At 70.1% G+C, this 16,118-nt stretch carries 13 protein-coding genes; 10 read left to right on the top strand and 3 right to left on the bottom strand.

Going from position 1 to position 16,118, the window contains the following annotated elements; all coding sequences use genetic code 11:
* The first annotated feature begins 38 nt into the window (after positions 1-38).
* From K7957_RS11535 to K7957_RS11505, 7 genes are read left to right on the top strand one after another with little or no spacing between them, the layout of a single operon-like run.
* Entirely contained in the window at positions 39-2,357 is a 2,319-nt protein-coding gene (locus K7957_RS11535; protein ID WP_223012127.1) for a bifunctional salicylyl-CoA 5-hydroxylase/oxidoreductase, read from the top strand.
* Complete coding sequence (locus K7957_RS11530) at positions 2,354-3,112, top strand: SDR family NAD(P)-dependent oxidoreductase (protein WP_223012126.1); 759 nt, start codon at positions 2,354-2,356, stop codon at positions 3,110-3,112. The genes K7957_RS11535 and K7957_RS11530 overlap by 4 nt, the downstream gene beginning before the upstream one ends.
* Positions 3,113-3,122: 10 nt before the next feature.
* Positions 3,123-3,941 carry an enoyl-CoA hydratase family protein gene (locus K7957_RS11525; RefSeq protein ID WP_223012125.1) on the top strand — a complete coding sequence of 273 codons (819 nt, stop codon included), beginning with the start codon at positions 3,123-3,125 and terminating at the stop codon, positions 3,939-3,941.
* Between the two features lies 1 nt (position 3,942).
* Positions 3,943-5,127 carry an acyl-CoA dehydrogenase family protein gene (locus K7957_RS11520; protein ID WP_223012124.1) on the top strand — a complete coding sequence of 395 codons (1,185 nt, stop codon included), beginning with the start codon at positions 3,943-3,945 and terminating at the stop codon, positions 5,125-5,127.
* Positions 5,124-5,522 (top strand): RidA family protein, encoded by a 399-nt coding sequence (locus K7957_RS11515; RefSeq protein WP_223012123.1) that lies wholly within the window; start codon positions 5,124-5,126, stop codon positions 5,520-5,522. The genes K7957_RS11520 and K7957_RS11515 overlap by 4 nt, the downstream gene beginning before the upstream one ends.
* Positions 5,523-5,549: 27 nt before the next feature.
* Positions 5,550-6,734: an acyl-CoA dehydrogenase gene (locus tag K7957_RS11510; RefSeq protein ID WP_223012122.1), complete on the top strand. Its 1,185-nt coding sequence runs from the start codon at positions 5,550-5,552 to the stop codon at positions 6,732-6,734.
* Positions 6,735-6,789: 55 nt separating this feature from the next.
* Positions 6,790-8,559, top strand: coding sequence for a M14 family metallopeptidase (locus tag K7957_RS11505; protein ID WP_223012121.1), 1,770 nt, complete (start codon positions 6,790-6,792; stop codon positions 8,557-8,559).
* Between the two features lie 110 nt (positions 8,560-8,669).
* Here the strand turns inward: K7957_RS11505 and K7957_RS11500 are convergent, their stop codons facing one another.
* Both K7957_RS11500 and K7957_RS11495 read right to left on the bottom strand, forming a co-directional pair.
* On the bottom strand, positions 8,670-10,385 hold the full coding sequence (locus K7957_RS11500) for a hydantoinase B/oxoprolinase family protein (protein ID WP_223012120.1): 1,716 nt from the start codon (positions 10,383-10,385) through the stop codon (positions 8,670-8,672).
* Positions 10,382-12,421: a hydantoinase/oxoprolinase family protein gene (locus K7957_RS11495; RefSeq protein WP_223012119.1), complete on the bottom strand. Its 2,040-nt coding sequence runs from the start codon at positions 12,419-12,421 to the stop codon at positions 10,382-10,384. The genes K7957_RS11500 and K7957_RS11495 overlap by 4 nt, the downstream gene beginning before the upstream one ends.
* Positions 12,422-12,561: 140 nt before the next feature.
* Here K7957_RS11495 and K7957_RS11490 point away from each other — a divergent pair, with 140 nt between their 5' ends.
* Genes K7957_RS11490 through K7957_RS11480 form a run of 3 tightly spaced genes read left to right on the top strand, consistent with a single transcriptional unit; the run spans position 12,562 to position 15,126 of the window.
* On the top strand, positions 12,562-13,404 hold the full coding sequence (locus tag K7957_RS11490; RefSeq protein WP_223012118.1) for an alpha/beta hydrolase: 843 nt from the start codon (positions 12,562-12,564) through the stop codon (positions 13,402-13,404).
* A gap of 19 nt (positions 13,405-13,423) precedes the next feature.
* Entirely contained in the window at positions 13,424-14,764 is a 1,341-nt protein-coding gene (locus K7957_RS11485; RefSeq protein ID WP_223012117.1) for a cytosine permease, read from the top strand.
* Positions 14,761-15,126 carry a nuclear transport factor 2 family protein gene (locus K7957_RS11480; RefSeq protein WP_223012116.1) on the top strand — a complete coding sequence of 122 codons (366 nt, stop codon included), beginning with the start codon at positions 14,761-14,763 and terminating at the stop codon, positions 15,124-15,126. The genes K7957_RS11485 and K7957_RS11480 overlap by 4 nt, the downstream gene beginning before the upstream one ends.
* A gap of 33 nt (positions 15,127-15,159) precedes the next feature.
* Here the strand turns inward: K7957_RS11480 and K7957_RS11475 are convergent, their stop codons facing one another.
* On the bottom strand, positions 15,160-16,071 hold the full coding sequence (locus tag K7957_RS11475) for a sugar phosphate isomerase/epimerase family protein (protein ID WP_223012115.1): 912 nt from the start codon (positions 16,069-16,071) through the stop codon (positions 15,160-15,162).
* Positions 16,072-16,118: the final 47 nt, after the last annotated feature.

Here is a 16,118-nt window from a genome sequence, read left to right as displayed (position 1 = left end):
CCGATAGTTTGGCTCGCGTCCCCGTCGAGGAGAGTGCGATGAAGGTGGCATGCGTCGGCGGCGGCCCCGCCGGGCTCTATTTCGCGATCTCGATGAAGCTGCGCGATCCGTCGCATGACGTCACTGTCTACGAGCGCAACCGCGCCGGCGACACGTTCGGCTGGGGCGTGGTCTTCTCCGACCAGACGATGGATCGGCTCGGCGAGAACGACCCGGTCAGCGCGCGCGTGATGATCGACGAGCTGGCGCACTGGGACGATATCGCGGTCCATATCGACGACGGGGTGCGACGCGCCGACGACCGCTCGACCGGCCATGGCTTCATCGGCATCGGCCGCAAGCGCCTGCTCGACATCCTCCAGGCACGCGCACGCGAGCTGGGCGTGACGCTCGCCTTTGAGACCGAGGTGGAGCCGGACAGCGCCTTCCTCGCCGACAACGACCTTGTCGTCGCGGCGGACGGGCTCAACAGCAAGTTGCGCCGCCGCTACGAGGCGAGCTTCCAGCCCGACATCGACACGCGTCGCAACCATTTCGTCTGGCTCGGCACGCACCAGCGCTTCGACGCCTTCACCTTCCTGTTCAAGAAGACCGAGTTCGGCTGGATCTGGGCGCACGCCTACCAATTCGACGAGGACACCGCGACCTTCATCGTCGAATGCTCGCCCGACACCTATGAGCGCGCCGGCTTCGCGACGATGAGCCAGGCGGAGAGCTGCCGTCTGTGCGAGGCGATCTTCGCCGATCACCTCGGCGGCCATACGCTGATGTCCAACGCCGGCCACGTCCGCGGCTCGGCCTGGATCCGCTTCCCGCGCGTGATCTGCCACGGCTGGAGCCACGAGAACGTCGTGCTGCTCGGCGACGCCGCGCATACCGCGCATTTCTCGATCGGCTCGGGCACCAAGCTGGCGCTTGAAGACGCGATCAAGCTCGCCGAGGTGATGAGCCGCCCCGGCATCGACACGCGCGACGGCATGGCGGCGGCACTGCGCGACTATCAGGAGGAGCGCCAGCTCGAGGTCGTCAAGCTCCAGAACGCGGCGCGCAACTCGACCGAATGGTTCGAGAACCTCGACCGCTACCTGACGATGGATGCCAAGCAGTTCACCTACACGCTGCTGACGCGCAGCCAGCGCGTCAGCCACGAGAACCTGCGGCTGCGCGACCCCGCCTGGCTGGCGGCGCTGGAGCGCTCGCTGGTGACGGGCGCGCTGGGGCGGGAGACGGACGACCCGATCCCGCCGATGTTCCTGCCGTTCCAGCTGCGCGGCATGAGCTTGCGCAACCGCGTCGTGATGTCGCCGATGGCGATGTACTCGGCGGTGGAGGGCGTACCCGATGACTTCCACCTCGTCCACTACGGCGCGCGCGCGCTCGGCGGCGCGGCGCTGATCGTGACCGAGATGACCTGCGTCTCGCCCGAGGGCCGGATCACGCCGGGCTGCACGGGATTATGGAACGAGGCACAGGCGGCGGGCTGGCGCCGCGTCACCGACTTCGTCCATCGTACTCCGGGCGCACGGATCGCGGTGCAGCTCGGCCACAGCGGCGCCAAGGGGTCGACGCGGCTCGCCTGGGAGGGGATCGACCGACCGCTCGAAGTCGGCAACTGGCCGGTGGTCGGGCCGTCCGACGTTGCCTGGACGTCGGACAACCAGGTGCCGGTGGCGCTCGAGCGCGCGGCGATGGACGACATTCGCGACCAGTTCGTGCGCGCGACCGAGCTGGCGGAGGCGGCGGGCTTCGACATGATCGAGCTGCACTGCGGCCATGGCTACCTGCTCTCCGCCTTCCTCAGCCCGACGCAGAACCGCCGCACCGACGACTATGGCGGCACGCTCGCCAACCGCTTGCGGTGGCCGCTCGAGATCTTCGCGGCGATGCGCGCGGTGTGGCCCGCGGAGAAGCCGATGTCCGTGCGCATCTCCGCGCACGACTGGGTCGGCGCCGACGGCAACACGCCCGACGACGCGGTGACGATCAGCCGCGCCTTCGCCGCCGCCGGAGTCGACCTGATCGACGTGTCCTCGGGCCAGGTCACCAAGCGCGAGACGCCGGTCTACGGCCGCATGTTTCAGACTCCGTTCTCCGACCGCATCCGCAACGAGGTCGGCATCGCCACCATGGCGGTGGGGAACATCTGGGAGATCGACCACGTCAACTCGATCGTCGCGGCCGGGCGCGCCGACCTGTGCGCGATGGGCCGTCCGCACCAGATGGACCCGAACTGGACGATCCGTGCCGCCGCGCAGCAGCAGCTCGACGACGCCCACGTGCCGCCGCAGTACAAAAGCGGCTATTTCCAGCTGAAGCGCAACGCGGCGCGCGCCGGCCAGCTGACCGCGCTCAAGTGAGCGACGGCGCGCACGCTCTGGTCACCGGGGGTGGCAGCGGCATCGGGCTGGCGATCGCCGCCGCGCTGGCCGCGACCGGGTACCGCGTCACCGTCACGGGGCGCGACGCGCGGCGGCTCGAGCGCGCCTGCGCCGAGCTGCCCGGCGCGCTGCCGGTCACCTGCGACGTCACCGACGCCAGCTCGGTCGCGGCCGCGCTGACCACCGCGCGCGAGCGCTCGGGGCCGGTCGCGGTGCTGGTCAACAACGCGGGCGTGGCGCGCACCGCCACCTTCGAGAAGACGGACGACACGGTCTGGGACGAGGCCTGGCGCACCAACGTGCTCGGCGCGGTCCACCTGACCCGCGCGGTCCTGCCGGGCATGCGGACGCTGCCGCACGGACGCATCGTCAACGTCGCGAGCACCGCCGCGCTCAAGGGCTATGCCTATGTCAGCGCTTATACCGCGAGCAAGCACGCGCTGCTGGGGCTCACCCGCTCGCTCGCGCTGGAACTCGCCGCGACCGCGATCACCGTCAACGCGGTGTGCCCGGGCTATACCGACACCGCGATCGTGCGCGACGCGGTCGACGCGATCGTCGCGCGCACGGGGCGCGACCGTTCGGCGGCCGAGGCCGTCTTCACCGCCACCAACCCGCAGCGCCGACTGATCACGCCCGACGAGGTCGCCGCGGCGGTGCTGTGGCTCCTCGCCGACGCGGCGCGCTCGATCACCGGCCAGGCGATCGCGGTCGCTGGCGGCGAAGTCATGTGAGGCCGACACGATGACCGTCTTCGATCCCGCCAGCTATCGCCCCGCGCATTTCGTGTTCGACGTCGCCGATACGGTCGCGACCGTGACGCTGCACCGGCCCGAGCGGAAGAATCCGCTCACCTTCGAATCCTATGCCGAGCTGCGCGACCTGTTCCGCGCTCTGTCCTCCGCACCCGCGGTGCGCGCGGTCGTGCTCACCGGCGCGGGCGGCAATTTCTGCTCGGGCGGCGACGTGCACGAGATCATCGGGCCGCTCACCGCGATGGCGATGCCCGAGCTGCTCGCCTTCACGCGCATGACCGGCGACCTGGTCAAGGCGATGCGGCACTGCCCGCAGCCGATCGTCGCCGCGGTCGACGGCGTGTGTGCGGGCGCGGGCGCGATCCTGGCGATGGCGTCGGACCTGCGCCTCGCCACGCCCGCGGCGCGGACCGCCTTCCTGTTCACTCGCGTCGGCCTCGCCGGCGCCGACATGGGCGCCTGCGCGATCCTGCCGCGGATCATCGGCCAGGGCCGCGCCGCCGAGCTGCTGTTCACCGGGCGCGCCTTCGACGCAGCGGAGGGCGAGCGCTGGGGCTTTTTCAACCGGCTGTGCGCGGCCGAGGCGCTGCTCGGCGAGGCGCAGGCGCTCGCCGCCACGCTCGCGCGCGGCCCGACGTTCGCGCACGCGATGACCAAGAACCAGCTCAACATGGAATGGGCGATGCCGCTCGACAGCGCGATCGAGGCGGAGGCGCAGGCGCAGGCGATCTGCATGGCGACGCGCGACTTCGAGCGCGCCTACCACGCCTTCGCCGCCAAGCAGACGCCGGTGTTCGAGGGAGACTGAGATGGCGGACACGACCTTCCTCGACTGGCCCTTCCTCGACCAGCGCCACCGCGACCATGCGACGTGGCTCGATGACTGGTGCGGCGCGCAGGGCAACGCGCTTCATCGGGAAAGCGGCGACGTCGGTGCCGACTGCCGCGCGCTCGCTCGCCTGCTCGGCGACGCCGGCGTGCTGCGCCACGCCGTGCCCGCGGCCTATGGCGGTGCGGGAGAGCGCGTCGAGGTGCGGACGCTGTGCCTCACGCGCCAGACGCTGGCCTATCATCACGCGCTCGCCGACTTCGTCTTCGCGATGCAGGCGCTCGGCACCGGCGCGATCGCGCTGTTCGGGCAGGAATCGGTGCGACGTGCCTATCTGCCGCGGGTCGCCGCAGGCGAGTGGGTGGCGGGCTTCGCGCTGTCGGAGAAGGAGGCCGGCTCCGACGTCGCGGCGATGGCCACCACCGCCACGCGGGTGCCGGGCGGCTGGCGGATCGACGGCGAGAAGACGTGGATCTCGAACGGCCCCATCGCCGACGTGCTGACGCTGTTCGCGCGCACCGGCGAGGGCGAGGGCGCACGCGGCCTCTCCGCCTTCGTCGTTCCCACCGCCACCGCCGGCTTCGCGGTGACCGAGACGATCGACGTGATCGCGCCCCACCCGCTCGCCACGATCCGCCTCGACGGCTGCGTCGTCCCCGAGGATCATTTGATCGGCACCGCGGGCGGCGGCTTCAAGATCGCGATGGCGGTGCTCGACATGCTGCGTTCCACCGTGGGCGCGGCGGCGCTCGGCCTGGCGCGGCGCGCCACCGACGAGGCGATCGCGCGCGCCACGACGCGGCGGCTGTTCGGCGCGCCGCTCGCCGACCTGCAGCTGACCCAGGCCGCGATCGCGGACATGGCGCTCGGCAATGACGCGAGCGCGCTGCTGATCTACCGCGCCGCCTGGGCGAAGGACCGCGGCCAGCCGCGCGTCACGCGCGAGGCGGCGATGGCCAAGCTGCACGCCACCGAGGCGGCACAGCGTACGATCGACGCCGCGGTACAGCTGTTCGGCGGCGCGGGCGTGGTCAGCGGCAACGTGGTGGAGCGGCTGTATCGTGAGGTCCGCGCCTTGCGCATCTACGAGGGAGCGAGTGAGGTGCAGAAAGTGGTGATCGCGCGCGCCGCCATCGCGGCCGCGGCGGGGAGCAGTGCCGCATGAGGATCGTGCAGCCACCCGGCTGGCCGCGCCCGCGCGGCTACAGCAACGCCGTCACCGCGAGCGGGCGCCAGCTCTTCGTCGCGGGGCTGATCGGCTGGACCGCCGAGGAGCGGTTCGAGGCGACCGACCTGCCCGGCCAGTTCGAGCAGATCCTGCGCAACCTGCTCGCGATCCTCGCCGAGGCGCGGGCGGCACCCGAGCATGTCGCGCGCATGACGTGGTACATCACCGACAAACAGGCCTATCTGCGCGACGCCCGGCGGATCGGCGAGATCTACCGCGCGCTGATGGGACGGCATTATCCCGTGATGGCGGTCGTGCAGGTGGTCGCGCTGATGGAGGACGCCGCGCTGATCGAGATCGAGGTCACCGCGGTGATCCCCGATGAGCTGTGACATGATTCCGACACGAGGCACTGAACGATGACCCAGATGGGCCGGTTCGACTGGGCAGACCCGTTCCTGCTCGACGATCAGCTGAGCGAGGACGAGCGGATGGTGCGCGACACCGCGCGCGCCTATGCCGAGGACAAGCTCGCGCCGCGCATCGTCGAGGCGTTCGCGCACGAGCACACCGATCCCGCGATCTTCCGCGAGATGGGCGCGCTGGGGCTGCTCGGCCCGACCATCCCGGAGGAATATGGCGGCGTCGGCGCCTCCTACGTCGCCTACGGGCTGGTGGCGCGCGAGGTGGAGCGGATCGACTCGGGCTATCGCTCGATGATGAGCGTGCAGTCGAGCCTCGTGATGTATCCGATCTACGCGTACGGCTCGGAGGAGCAGCGCCACCGCTGGCTGCCCGGGCTGGCGCGCGGCGAGCTGATCGGCTGTTTCGGGCTGACCGAGCCCGACGCCGGCTCCGACCCGGGCGGGATGACGACGCGCGCGCGCAAGAGCGACGGCGGCTACGTCCTCTCGGGCGCCAAGACCTGGATCTCGAACAGCCCGATCGCGGATGTCTTCGTGATCTGGGCCAAGAGCGACGCGCACGACGGCGCGATCCGCGGCTTCGTGCTGGAGAAAGGCGCCAAGGGGCTCGCCACGCCCAAGATCGAGGGCAAGCTCTCGTTGCGCGCCTCGATCACCGGCATGGTGATGATGGACGAGGTCGCGGTCGGCGAGGACGCCTTGCTGCCCAACGTGGCGGGGCTGAAGGGACCGTTCGGCTGTCTCAACCGCGCGCGCTACGGGATCAGCTGGGGTGCGCTGGGCGCGGCGGAATATTGCTTCCACGCGGCGCGGCAATACGGGCTCGACCGCAGGCAGTTCGGCACGCCGCTCGCCGGGCGCCAGCTGTTCCAGAAGAAGCTGGCCGACATGGAGACCGAGATCGCGCTCGGGCTGCAGGCGAGCCTGCGTGTGGGTCGGCTGATGGACGAGGGCCGGTTCGCGCCCGAGATGGTCTCGCTGGTCAAGCGCAACAACGTCGGCAAGGCGCTCGACGTGGCGCGCGCGGCGCGCGACATGCACGGCGGCAACGGCATCTCGGGCGAGTATCAGGTGATGCGCCACCTGATGAACCTCGAGACGGTCAACACCTACGAGGGCGCGCACGACGTCCACGCGCTGATCCTCGGCCGCGCCATCACCGGCATCGCGGCGTTCTGAGCGCGCCCTCCCTCCCGTGTCGCGCGCTGTCTCTGCGCCCTTTCCGGAGTGCCTCATGACCCTCGCTCCATGGCCCGACGATCGCCGCGCCCCACTACCGCCCGTGCCCGCCTGGTCGGGCGCGAGCGAGGCTTTGGTCGCGCCTGCCGGCGCCAATTGGCGCACCCCCGCCGAGGCGGACGACTTCGCCACGACGCCGACCTACGCCGAGACGCTCGCCTTCCTCGACGACCTCGCCGCCGCCACCCCGCTGGTGACGCTCGGCACCTTCGGCCGGTCGGTCGAGCGCCGGCCGCTGACCATGGTCACGGCGTCGCGCGACACAGCGGCGGCGCGCTTGCCTCCGGCGGCATCCAGCCGGGCCCGCGTGCTGGTCCAGTGTGGCATCCATCCCGGCGAGATCGACGGCAAGGACGCCGGCCTAATGCTGCTGCGCGACATCGCCTTCAACGGCCGCGACGACCTGCTCGACGGTGCCGACTGGTATTTCGTCCCGGTGCTCAACCCCGATGGGCATGAGCGGCGCTCGGCGTTCAGCCGTCCCAATCAGCGCGGACCGGCGGTGCAAGGGTGGCGCGCCTCGGCGCAGGGGCTCAACCTGAACCGCGATCTCATCAAGGCGGAGTCACCCGAGATCCAGTCGCTGATCCGGCTGATCGACGCGATCGAGCCCGATCTCTTCGTCGACCTGCACGTCACCGACGGGCTCGACTACCAGTACGACATCTGCTTCGGCTTCCAGGACGAGCCCTACGCCACGTCGCCCGCGATCAGCGCCTGGCTTCATCGCCAGTATCGACCCGCGGTGACGGCGTCGATGGAGGCGATGGGGCACCTTCCCGGCCCCTTGATCCTGGCGCTGGACGATCGCCGCCCCGAGCTGGGGCTGGTGCTGCCCGCCTTCCCGCCGCGCTTCTCGCACAGCTACGGCGACATGCGCCATCTCGCCACGGTGCTGGTCGAGAACCACTCGCTCAAGCCCGTCAGGCAGCGCGTGCTCGGCACCTATGCGCTGCTGGAAGCGACCCTGAAGGTGGCCGCCGAGCAGCTCGATGCCTTGCGCGCCGCGACCGCGCGCGATCGCGCCGAACGAGTGCCGGAGCCGATACTGACATGGGAGATGGCGGCCGAGCCGGCGCGGAACATACCCTTCCGGCCGATCGCCTCCGATTTCTACGACTCGCCCGCGTCCGGCGCGCGCGAGGTACGCTGGCTGGGCGTGCCGCTACCGGAGGTCGAGGTGCCGCTGCTAGGATCAACACCCGGTCTCACCATCTCTCGCCCGCGTGGCTACTGGGTGCCCGTGTCCGAGCCCGACGTGATCGAGCGGCTGGGGCGTCACGGCATCGCGATGGAGATCGCCGCCGAGGCGGTGGAGGCAGAGGTCGAGATGATACGCCTCCGCGACGTCGCGGTGGCGCCGGCGATCTCCGAGCGGCGCCCCGCGGTGGCCGCCGACTGCGCGCTGGTCGAGCGACAGCGGCGAACCTTCGCGGCCGGCTCGGCCTTCGTCACGACGGATCAGCCGCTCGGCGAGCTGGCCATCCATATGCTCGAGCCGGCCTGCGCCGACTCCCTCTTCGCCAAGGGCTTCGTCGCCGGCTGCCTCGACGCGGTGGAATATATGGAGGCCTATGTCGTCGCGCCGATGGCGGAGGAGATGCTGGCCGCCGATCCAGCGCTCGCCGACTCGTTCGCCGCCGCGCTGGCGGCCGACCCCGCCTTCGCGGCCGACCCGCTCGCCCGGTTGAGGTGGTTCTACAGCCGCTCGCCCTACCAGGATCGCGACCACCTCCTTTATCCGATCGGGCGAGTCACGGCCTGAGAGGAAGCCGCATCGCCGCCCGCCGCGGCGGCAGCGACGTCAACGAACTGGCCGCCGGCTCCGACGCGAGGAGGATAGCAGCGTCGACGACCCGGCGAGCGCGGTCTCCATCACGCCGCCGGCGCGCGCAGCCGCGCGGTGCCGTCCTCGTCTACCCGCGAGCCGGCGATCACCACCTTATACTCGCGCTCGGCCGCCGCGACCGTGACATAGCCGTCCAGCACGTCCTCCAGGACGGCGCCGGGATCACGCTCGAAGGCTATTCCATAGCCCGCCCCGCCCGCGGCGCGCGCGACGGCGCGGTCGCCGGTGCGGACCGGAAGGCGATAGGTCCCGACGCGCTTCTGCTCGGATGTGCCGGCGCGGACCAGGAGCTCGTTGGTCTCGGGTCGCGCGCCGCCGAGCAGCGACCAGGGCCGCTCCTTGCTGCGCTTGGTGATCGACAGGAACTCTCCGTCCTCGACGAAGCGGATCGAGCGCTCGGTACCCACGCCGCCGCGCGTGCGCCCGGCGCCGCCGGAATCGGGCCGGATGCCGAACGTTTCCATCCGCATGCCCGTCTTCATCTCGATGACCTCGATCGGCGTGTTGCGGACGAGACTGCCGGAGATGTGGTTGGTGGCGTTGATCCCGTCGTGCGTGGCGCTCGCGCCCCAGCCGACCGGCTCGTTGTTCGATACCGCATACATCTCGCCGGTCGCCTTGCTGCGGCCGATCATCATGAACCCCAGCGTATCGCCGCCCGAGCAGGCCGCCACCCGCTCCGGCATGCCCTGCGCCAGGGCCTTGTAGACCAGCTCGAGCGCGAGATGCGCCGGCCATTGGGTGTAGGTCGCGGAGGGGTAAGCGGCGTGGAACAGGTTGCCCTCGGGCGCGATCACCGTGAGCGCGCGGAACGAGCCCGCGTTGTTGCGCTGCATCGGCGTGGTGAGCGACTTGAGCGCGAACTTGCAGATCGTCTCGGTCAGCCCGATCGGGATGTTGATCGGTCCGCGCACCGCCGGCGACGATCCCGAGAAGTCGCAGGTCATGCCGTTCTCGTCGATCGTGACGCGGACGTGGATCGGCACGGGATCGTCGCTGACGCCGTCGTCGTCGACCAGGTCATCCGCCTCCCAGCTGCCGCGCGGCAGCTCGGCCAGTGCCTTGCGGACGAGCGCGTCGCTGTGGTCCTTGATCCGCGTCACTGCTTCGCCGAACGCGTCGGCGCCGAACTTCGCAAGGATCGCGTTGAGCCGCACGATGCCGGTCCGGGTCGCGGCGACCTGCGCCTCCAGGTCACCCAGCACCGGGCCGGGCATGCGCGAGTTGAAGCGGATGATATCGATGATGTCGCTCACCGGCTCTCCGTCGCGATAGATGCGTGTGCCGGGGAAGATAAGCCCTTCCTGGTGCATATCGGTCGAATCGAGCACATAGCCCGGGTCCTTGGCGCCCAGGTCCATCCAGTGCGCGCGGATGCAGGTGAACGCGAAGGGCCGGTCCGCACCCGGCGCGAACACCGGCGCGAACAGCGTCGCGTCGGCCGCATGCGCTGAGTTCCAGTAGGGATAGTTCATGATCAGGATGTCGCCGGGCTTGAGCGTCTCCAACCCGGCATGCGCCACGCCCTTGCGGATCGCATAGTCGTTCGCGCCCAGGAAGAAGGCGAGGCCCGGCGCGTCCGCGATCAGCTCCAGCTCGGCGTCGAAGATCGAGATGCCGAAGTCGAGCACCTCGTAGATCACCGGGTTGAAGGCGGTGCGGATCAGCGTGCGCCGCATCTCCTCCGCGGCGGAAACGAGATAGCTGCGGATGACCTCGACCGTCGCGCCGTCCAGCGTCATGCGACCCTCCTGCGAATGATAAGATGGCCATATTCGTCGACCGTGACCGTCTGATCGGTGTGGATCACCGTGGTGGCGGTGCCTTCCTCGACGATGGCGGGCCCGTCGAAGGCGTGGCCCGCCGCGAGGCCCGCCCGATCGTAGACGGCGAAGGCGGTACGCTCGCGCCGCGCGAAGCAGAACGCCTCGCGTCGCCCTCGCACCGCGTCCGATACAGGCCCCGTCGCCGCCGCCGCGCGCGGCAGGGTCGGCTTGGGCAGCACCGCGCTGGCGCGCACACGGAGCGTCACCACCTGGATGGCGGTATCAATGGCATGGCCGTAGCGCTGTTTGTGCAGCGCGTGAAAGCGCGCGCGGATCGTGTCGAACGGCTGCTCGTCCGACTGCTCGACCTCCAGCGCATGCTCCTGCCCGACATAGCGGCACTCCACCAGTCGCACGATCCGCTCCCCGACGCTGCCGCTCGCCTGATCGGCGAGCGCCGCGCGCGCTTGTGCGACCAGCTCGTCGAACGCGGCCATCACGGGCGCCTCGGCCGCGTCGTCGAGCGGCCGCAGCTCGGTGCGGGCGACGTCGGTGACGACGTCCGACATCAGCATGCCCCAGGCGGAGAAGACCGCCGGCGACTGTGGCACGATCAGCTCCGCGTTCTCGACCTCGCGCGCGATCAGCGGCGCGATCATCGGGCCGGCGCCGCCGAAGGCGAGCATCGAGAAGTCGCGCGGGTCGCGCCCGCGCTCGACCGTGATCTCGCGGATCGCCCCGGCGGTGCGCGCCACCAGCACGTCGAAGATGCCCGCGGCCGCCCGGGTCGGGTCGATGCCGAGCGGCCCCGCCACCTTCGCCTCCATGCCCGCCCGCGCCGCATCGACGTCCAGCTCCACGCTGCCGCCCAGGAAATTGGCGGCGTCGAGGAATCCGAGGATGAAAGCGGCGTCGGTGGTGGTCGGCTCGGTGCCGCCGCGGCCATAGGCGATCGGTCCCGGCTGCGATCCGGCGCTGTGCGGGCCGACCTGGAGCAGACCTTCCTGCACCCAGGCGATCGACCCGCCGCCGGCGCCGATGCAGCGTATATCGAAGATCGGGATCAGCGCAGGCAGGTCCGCCAGTGGCGCCTCGTGCATCACCAGCGGCTCGCCGTCCTCGATCACCGCGGCGTCGAGGCTGGTGCCGCCGTAATCGAGCGTCAGCACCCGGTCGCGCTTGATCTCGCGCGCGAGATAGCTCGCCCCGATCAGGCCGCCGGCGGGCCCCGACAGCACCGTGTAGATCGGCGCCTGGCGCGCCGTCTGGGCCGTCATCGCGCCGCCGGCCGAGCGCATGATGAGCAACTTGCCGTCGAAGCCGGCATCGACCAACCCGCCCTCGAGCCGGCCGACATAGTCGTTGAAGATCGGGTTGATATAGGCGTCCACCACCGCCGTGGCGGTGCGCTCATACTCCCGATACTCGCGCGTGATCGCGCTCGACGCGGAGACGGCGACCGACGGATAGGCGGCGCGGATGAGCGCGGCGGCGCGCTCCTCGTGCGACGGGTTGCGATAGCTGTGAAGGAAGCACAAGGCGATCGAGCGCAGACCCGCCGCGACCAGCTCGCCCGCCGCCGCGACGACGCCCGCCTCGTCGAGCGGCTCGAGCTCGCTGCCGTCCGCCGCGATGCGCCCGTCGACGCCCTTGCGATGGCGCCGCGGCACGATCGTGGGCGGCCGCTGGTAGCGAAAGTCGTACATCGATGCGGCGGGGACATCGCCCCGGCCGATCTCGAAGATGTCGCGGAAGCCGGCGTTGGTGATGATGCCGGTGGCCACGCCGCGCCGCTGGATCACCGCGTTGAGACCGAGGGTGGTGCCGTGCACGAACAGCTCGGTGTCGGCCAGGTCGATCCCCAGCCGCGACAAGGCTTCCAGCACCCCGCGCGCCGGCTCGTCGGGCGTAGTCGACGCCTTCGCGAGACGCGTCTGCCCGGTCTCTGCGTCGAACAGGATCGAGTCAACGAACGTGCCGCCTATGTCCACCGCGACGCGATACCGCTTCATTCAGAACAATCCCCAATCCGCTTCACCCCGCATTGATATTCCATTCTTGACCCAAATCTTCGCGAGTTTGTTGCGCGGGGCGCAAAGGAGCGGATCGCTGCTGGTGGGAAGAAAGCGCCGGTGACAGGATCGGGCCTCACATGCTGCGACCGCAATCCTCGATCAACGCGACGTGCGACAGCTATCATGGCGTGGCCATGGCGCTGTGGCGGCATGCCGTGGCCGCGCTGCCCCATCGCCTCGACGTGGCATATGGCGCGCACGAGGAGCAGCGCCTCGATCTTTTCTTCCCGCCGCAGGCCGCCGTCGCCGCGCCGCTGCCGATCTTCCTCGACATCCACGGCGGCGGCTGGACGCACGGCTACAGGGAGTGGATGGCGCTGGCCGCACCGGCGATCACCTCCTGCCCCGCGATCTTCGCGTCGCTGGACTACCGGCTCGCGCCCGCGGCGAAGCACCCGGCGCAGCTGCAGGATTGTCTCGCCGCGATCGCCTGGCTGGTCCGCCACGCGGAGGAGTTGGGCGGGGATGCGAGCCGCATCCATGTCGGCGGCCATTCGGCGGGAGCGCATCTCGCCGCGCTGGCGAGTCTGCGCACCGATCTTCACGCCGCGCACGACCTGCCGCCGAACGTGATCCGCAGCTGCTTCTGCTACAGCGGCCTGTATGATCTCCGCGGCGCGCACGATCAGGCGGTGATGACAGGAGTCTCACCCGTGCCGATGCTCGTAGACGCGGGCGCCGAGACCGACGCCTCGCCGCTGCTGGCGGTGGGAAAGGTCGTCACCGCTTTTCATGTCTCCTGGGGCCAGCAGGAGCTCGCTGTCTTCCGCGAACAGGGTCGCAGCTTCGCCGACGCGCTCGTCGCCGCCGGTAATCGGGTGACGGTGGAGACACCGGACCTCGACCATTTCTGGATCCATCTCGATCACGCGCGCGGCGACAGCGACTGGGTCCGCGCGCTTCACGCGCGGATGCGCTGAAGCAAGGGGACGTTCTACCGTGGCCATCGTCAAGCGCATCGCCGGCATGATCGAGCGTCATCCCGATCGTCCGCCGGCCGAGCAGGACATGCGCAGCTGGCCCTTTCTCACGATGGTGCTGGTCGGTGTATCGATCTCGGTGCCGTTCTTCGCCTTCGGCGGGCAACTCGGCCAGCGCGCCGATCTCACCACGGTCACGCTCGGGATCCTCCTGGGGAGCCTGCTGCTCGGCTTCTGGGGCATCGCCACCGGCTATGTCGGCGTGACCGCGCGGCTGCCCACCGCGATGGTGCTTCGGCGCACCTTCGGCACGCGCGGCTCGCTGGCGATCGTCGCGCTGATGGTGGTCACGTCCTTCTGCTGGTTCGGGCTCCAGACGCAGATCCTGGTGAAGAGCGTCGCGGCGATCCTCGATACCCAGCTGGGCTACACGCTGGACCAGCGGGTCGGCATCGCGCTGGTCGGCGCGCTGATCGCCTCCACCGCGGTGATCGGCGTCAAGGCGATGGGCAAGGTGGCGGTGGTCAGCGTGCCGCTGCTGCTGCTGGCGACGCTGGTGCCGCTCGCCATCGGGCTCGATCGCCACGGCACCGCGGGTCTGTTCGCACCGCGCGCGCTGACCGAGCCGCTGGGGCTCGGCATGATCGTCTCGATCGTCGTCGGCGCGGAAGTGTTCGGCTGCTCGATCAACCCCGATCTCAGCCGTTTCCTACGAACGCCGCGCGACAATGCCACGGCGATGTACATCAACTACGGCGTTGCCTTCCCGCTGCTGCTGATCCTCGCGGCCACGCTGGGCATCCTGTACGGCAACGCCGATCTGGTCGCGACCATGCTGGCGGCCGGGATCGCGCTGCCCGGTCTGCTCGTCATCATCCTCGCCACCTGGACCAGCAACGACAAGAATCTGTACGCCTCGGCACTGTCGCTGTCGGCGCTGTTCCCGAAGGTGGAGCGATGGCTGCTCGCCGCCATCGCGGGGGTGCTGGGCACGTGCCTCGCCGCCGCCGACATCCTCGGCCATTTCATCGTCTGGCTGACCTTCATGGGGCTGCTGATCGCGCCGATGTCGGGCGTGTACGTCGCGGACTTCTTCCTCGACCGACAGCGCTACGCGACCGCTGCGCCGCCGCCTGCTGCTTTCCGGCTCGTGCCGCTGTCCGCCTGGGGGTTCGGGATCGTCGTCGGGCTCGCCACGCTGCCGCGCGCCAATCTCGGGCTCGGCCTGTTCGAGCTGACCCGCGCGCCGACCGTCGACGCGCTGCTCGCCGCCATGGCCTTTCTGTTCGTCGCCAAGCGCTTCTCGCGCGCCTCGGCGCGCGCCCTCCCCGCCCTCTCGCCGTCGACGGAGCTGCCATGACCGACAACCCCATCACCCGCTTCTTCTCCTGGTGGAACCAGGCCTATCGCGAGCACGACTTCACCCCGGCGGGCTTCGCGCGCTTCTTCACCGCGGACGCGCCGTTCATCGTGGACGGTGCCGTTCGTGGCACCGGACCCGAGGCGATCTGCGCACACTTCAAGCGGATCCGCGCGAAGACCGACGCGGTGACATTGGAGACGCCGGTACGGGCAACGCTGGCCGACGACCGGCTCGCTTTCGCCCGCTACGCGGCCACCTTCGAGGGCGCCGAGGGTGCCGGCGCGGAGGAGTGTCTCGCGGTCGCGACGATCAGCGACGGACGGCTCGCCTCCTTCGAGGTGATCAGCCGCCAGCGGTGAACGAGATGGGCCGCGCCGCTGCCGGCGCGGACGTCACATCAAGGGCGCGAGATAGCGCCGCGCCGCCGCCGACGTCGCCAGCGGGTCGGTGGGCACGTCATATTCGACGTAGAAATGCTCGACACCGGCGGCCTCGGCCGCGGGGATGATCGTCTTGAACGGCACGATGCCCTCGCCGGGGTCGCGGACCGAGCCGTCGCGCGCGATGTCCTTCATGTGCAACATGCGGAAGCGGCCCGGGAAGCGCCGGAAATAGGCGACCGGATCGACCCGCGCGTTGACCGCCCAGGCAAGATCCATCTCGAACTTCAGCTTGGCGGGATCGGTGCCCTGCAGGATCAGATCGTAGGGCACGTCGCTGCCGACCCGGGTGAACTCCTGGCTGTGGTTGTGATAGGCCAGCGTGAACCCGGCCGCGTGCGCCACATCGGCGGCGCGGTTCAACGCCTTGATCAGCTGATCGATCTGCGCGCGCGTGCGCAGCTGGGACGGCCAGCTGATCTGCCACACGATGTATTTCTGCCCGAGCGGTCGCGCCTGCGCGACGCACGCCTCGATCAGACCCTCGACGCGATCGAACGAGAAGGCCTCGATGAACTTGCGCTCGAACGTCGGCATGTCGATCCGCTTGGCCACCCCGTCGTCGAAGACCTTGTAGAGTCCAGGCGGCATGATGTGCTGCGACGGCGACACCAAGCCGTGCTTGTCGAGGATCGCGCGCACCTCGGCGGGATCGCGGCCGAAGCTGCCGAGTGTCTCCACCTCGCGATAGCCCATCGCCGCGACCTTGCCGATCGTGCCGTCGAAGTCGGCGTCCAGCGCCGCCATGAGCGTGTAGAGCTGGATTCCGAGCGGGCGGCGGCGCGGACGCGCGACCGCGTTAGCGGACAGCGCCAGCGCCGCCGCGCCGCCCAGCACGGCGCGGCGGTCGATCGCGTTAGGCATGACCCTTCTCCTCACTTCAGTGGACCGACTGCTCGGTCGCCGATCCG

Source organism: Sphingomonas yunnanensis, from assembly GCF_019898765.1.
Classification (GTDB): domain Bacteria; phylum Pseudomonadota; class Alphaproteobacteria; order Sphingomonadales; family Sphingomonadaceae; genus Sphingomonas; species Sphingomonas yunnanensis.
This window is presented reverse-complemented; position numbering and strand designations above follow the sequence as displayed.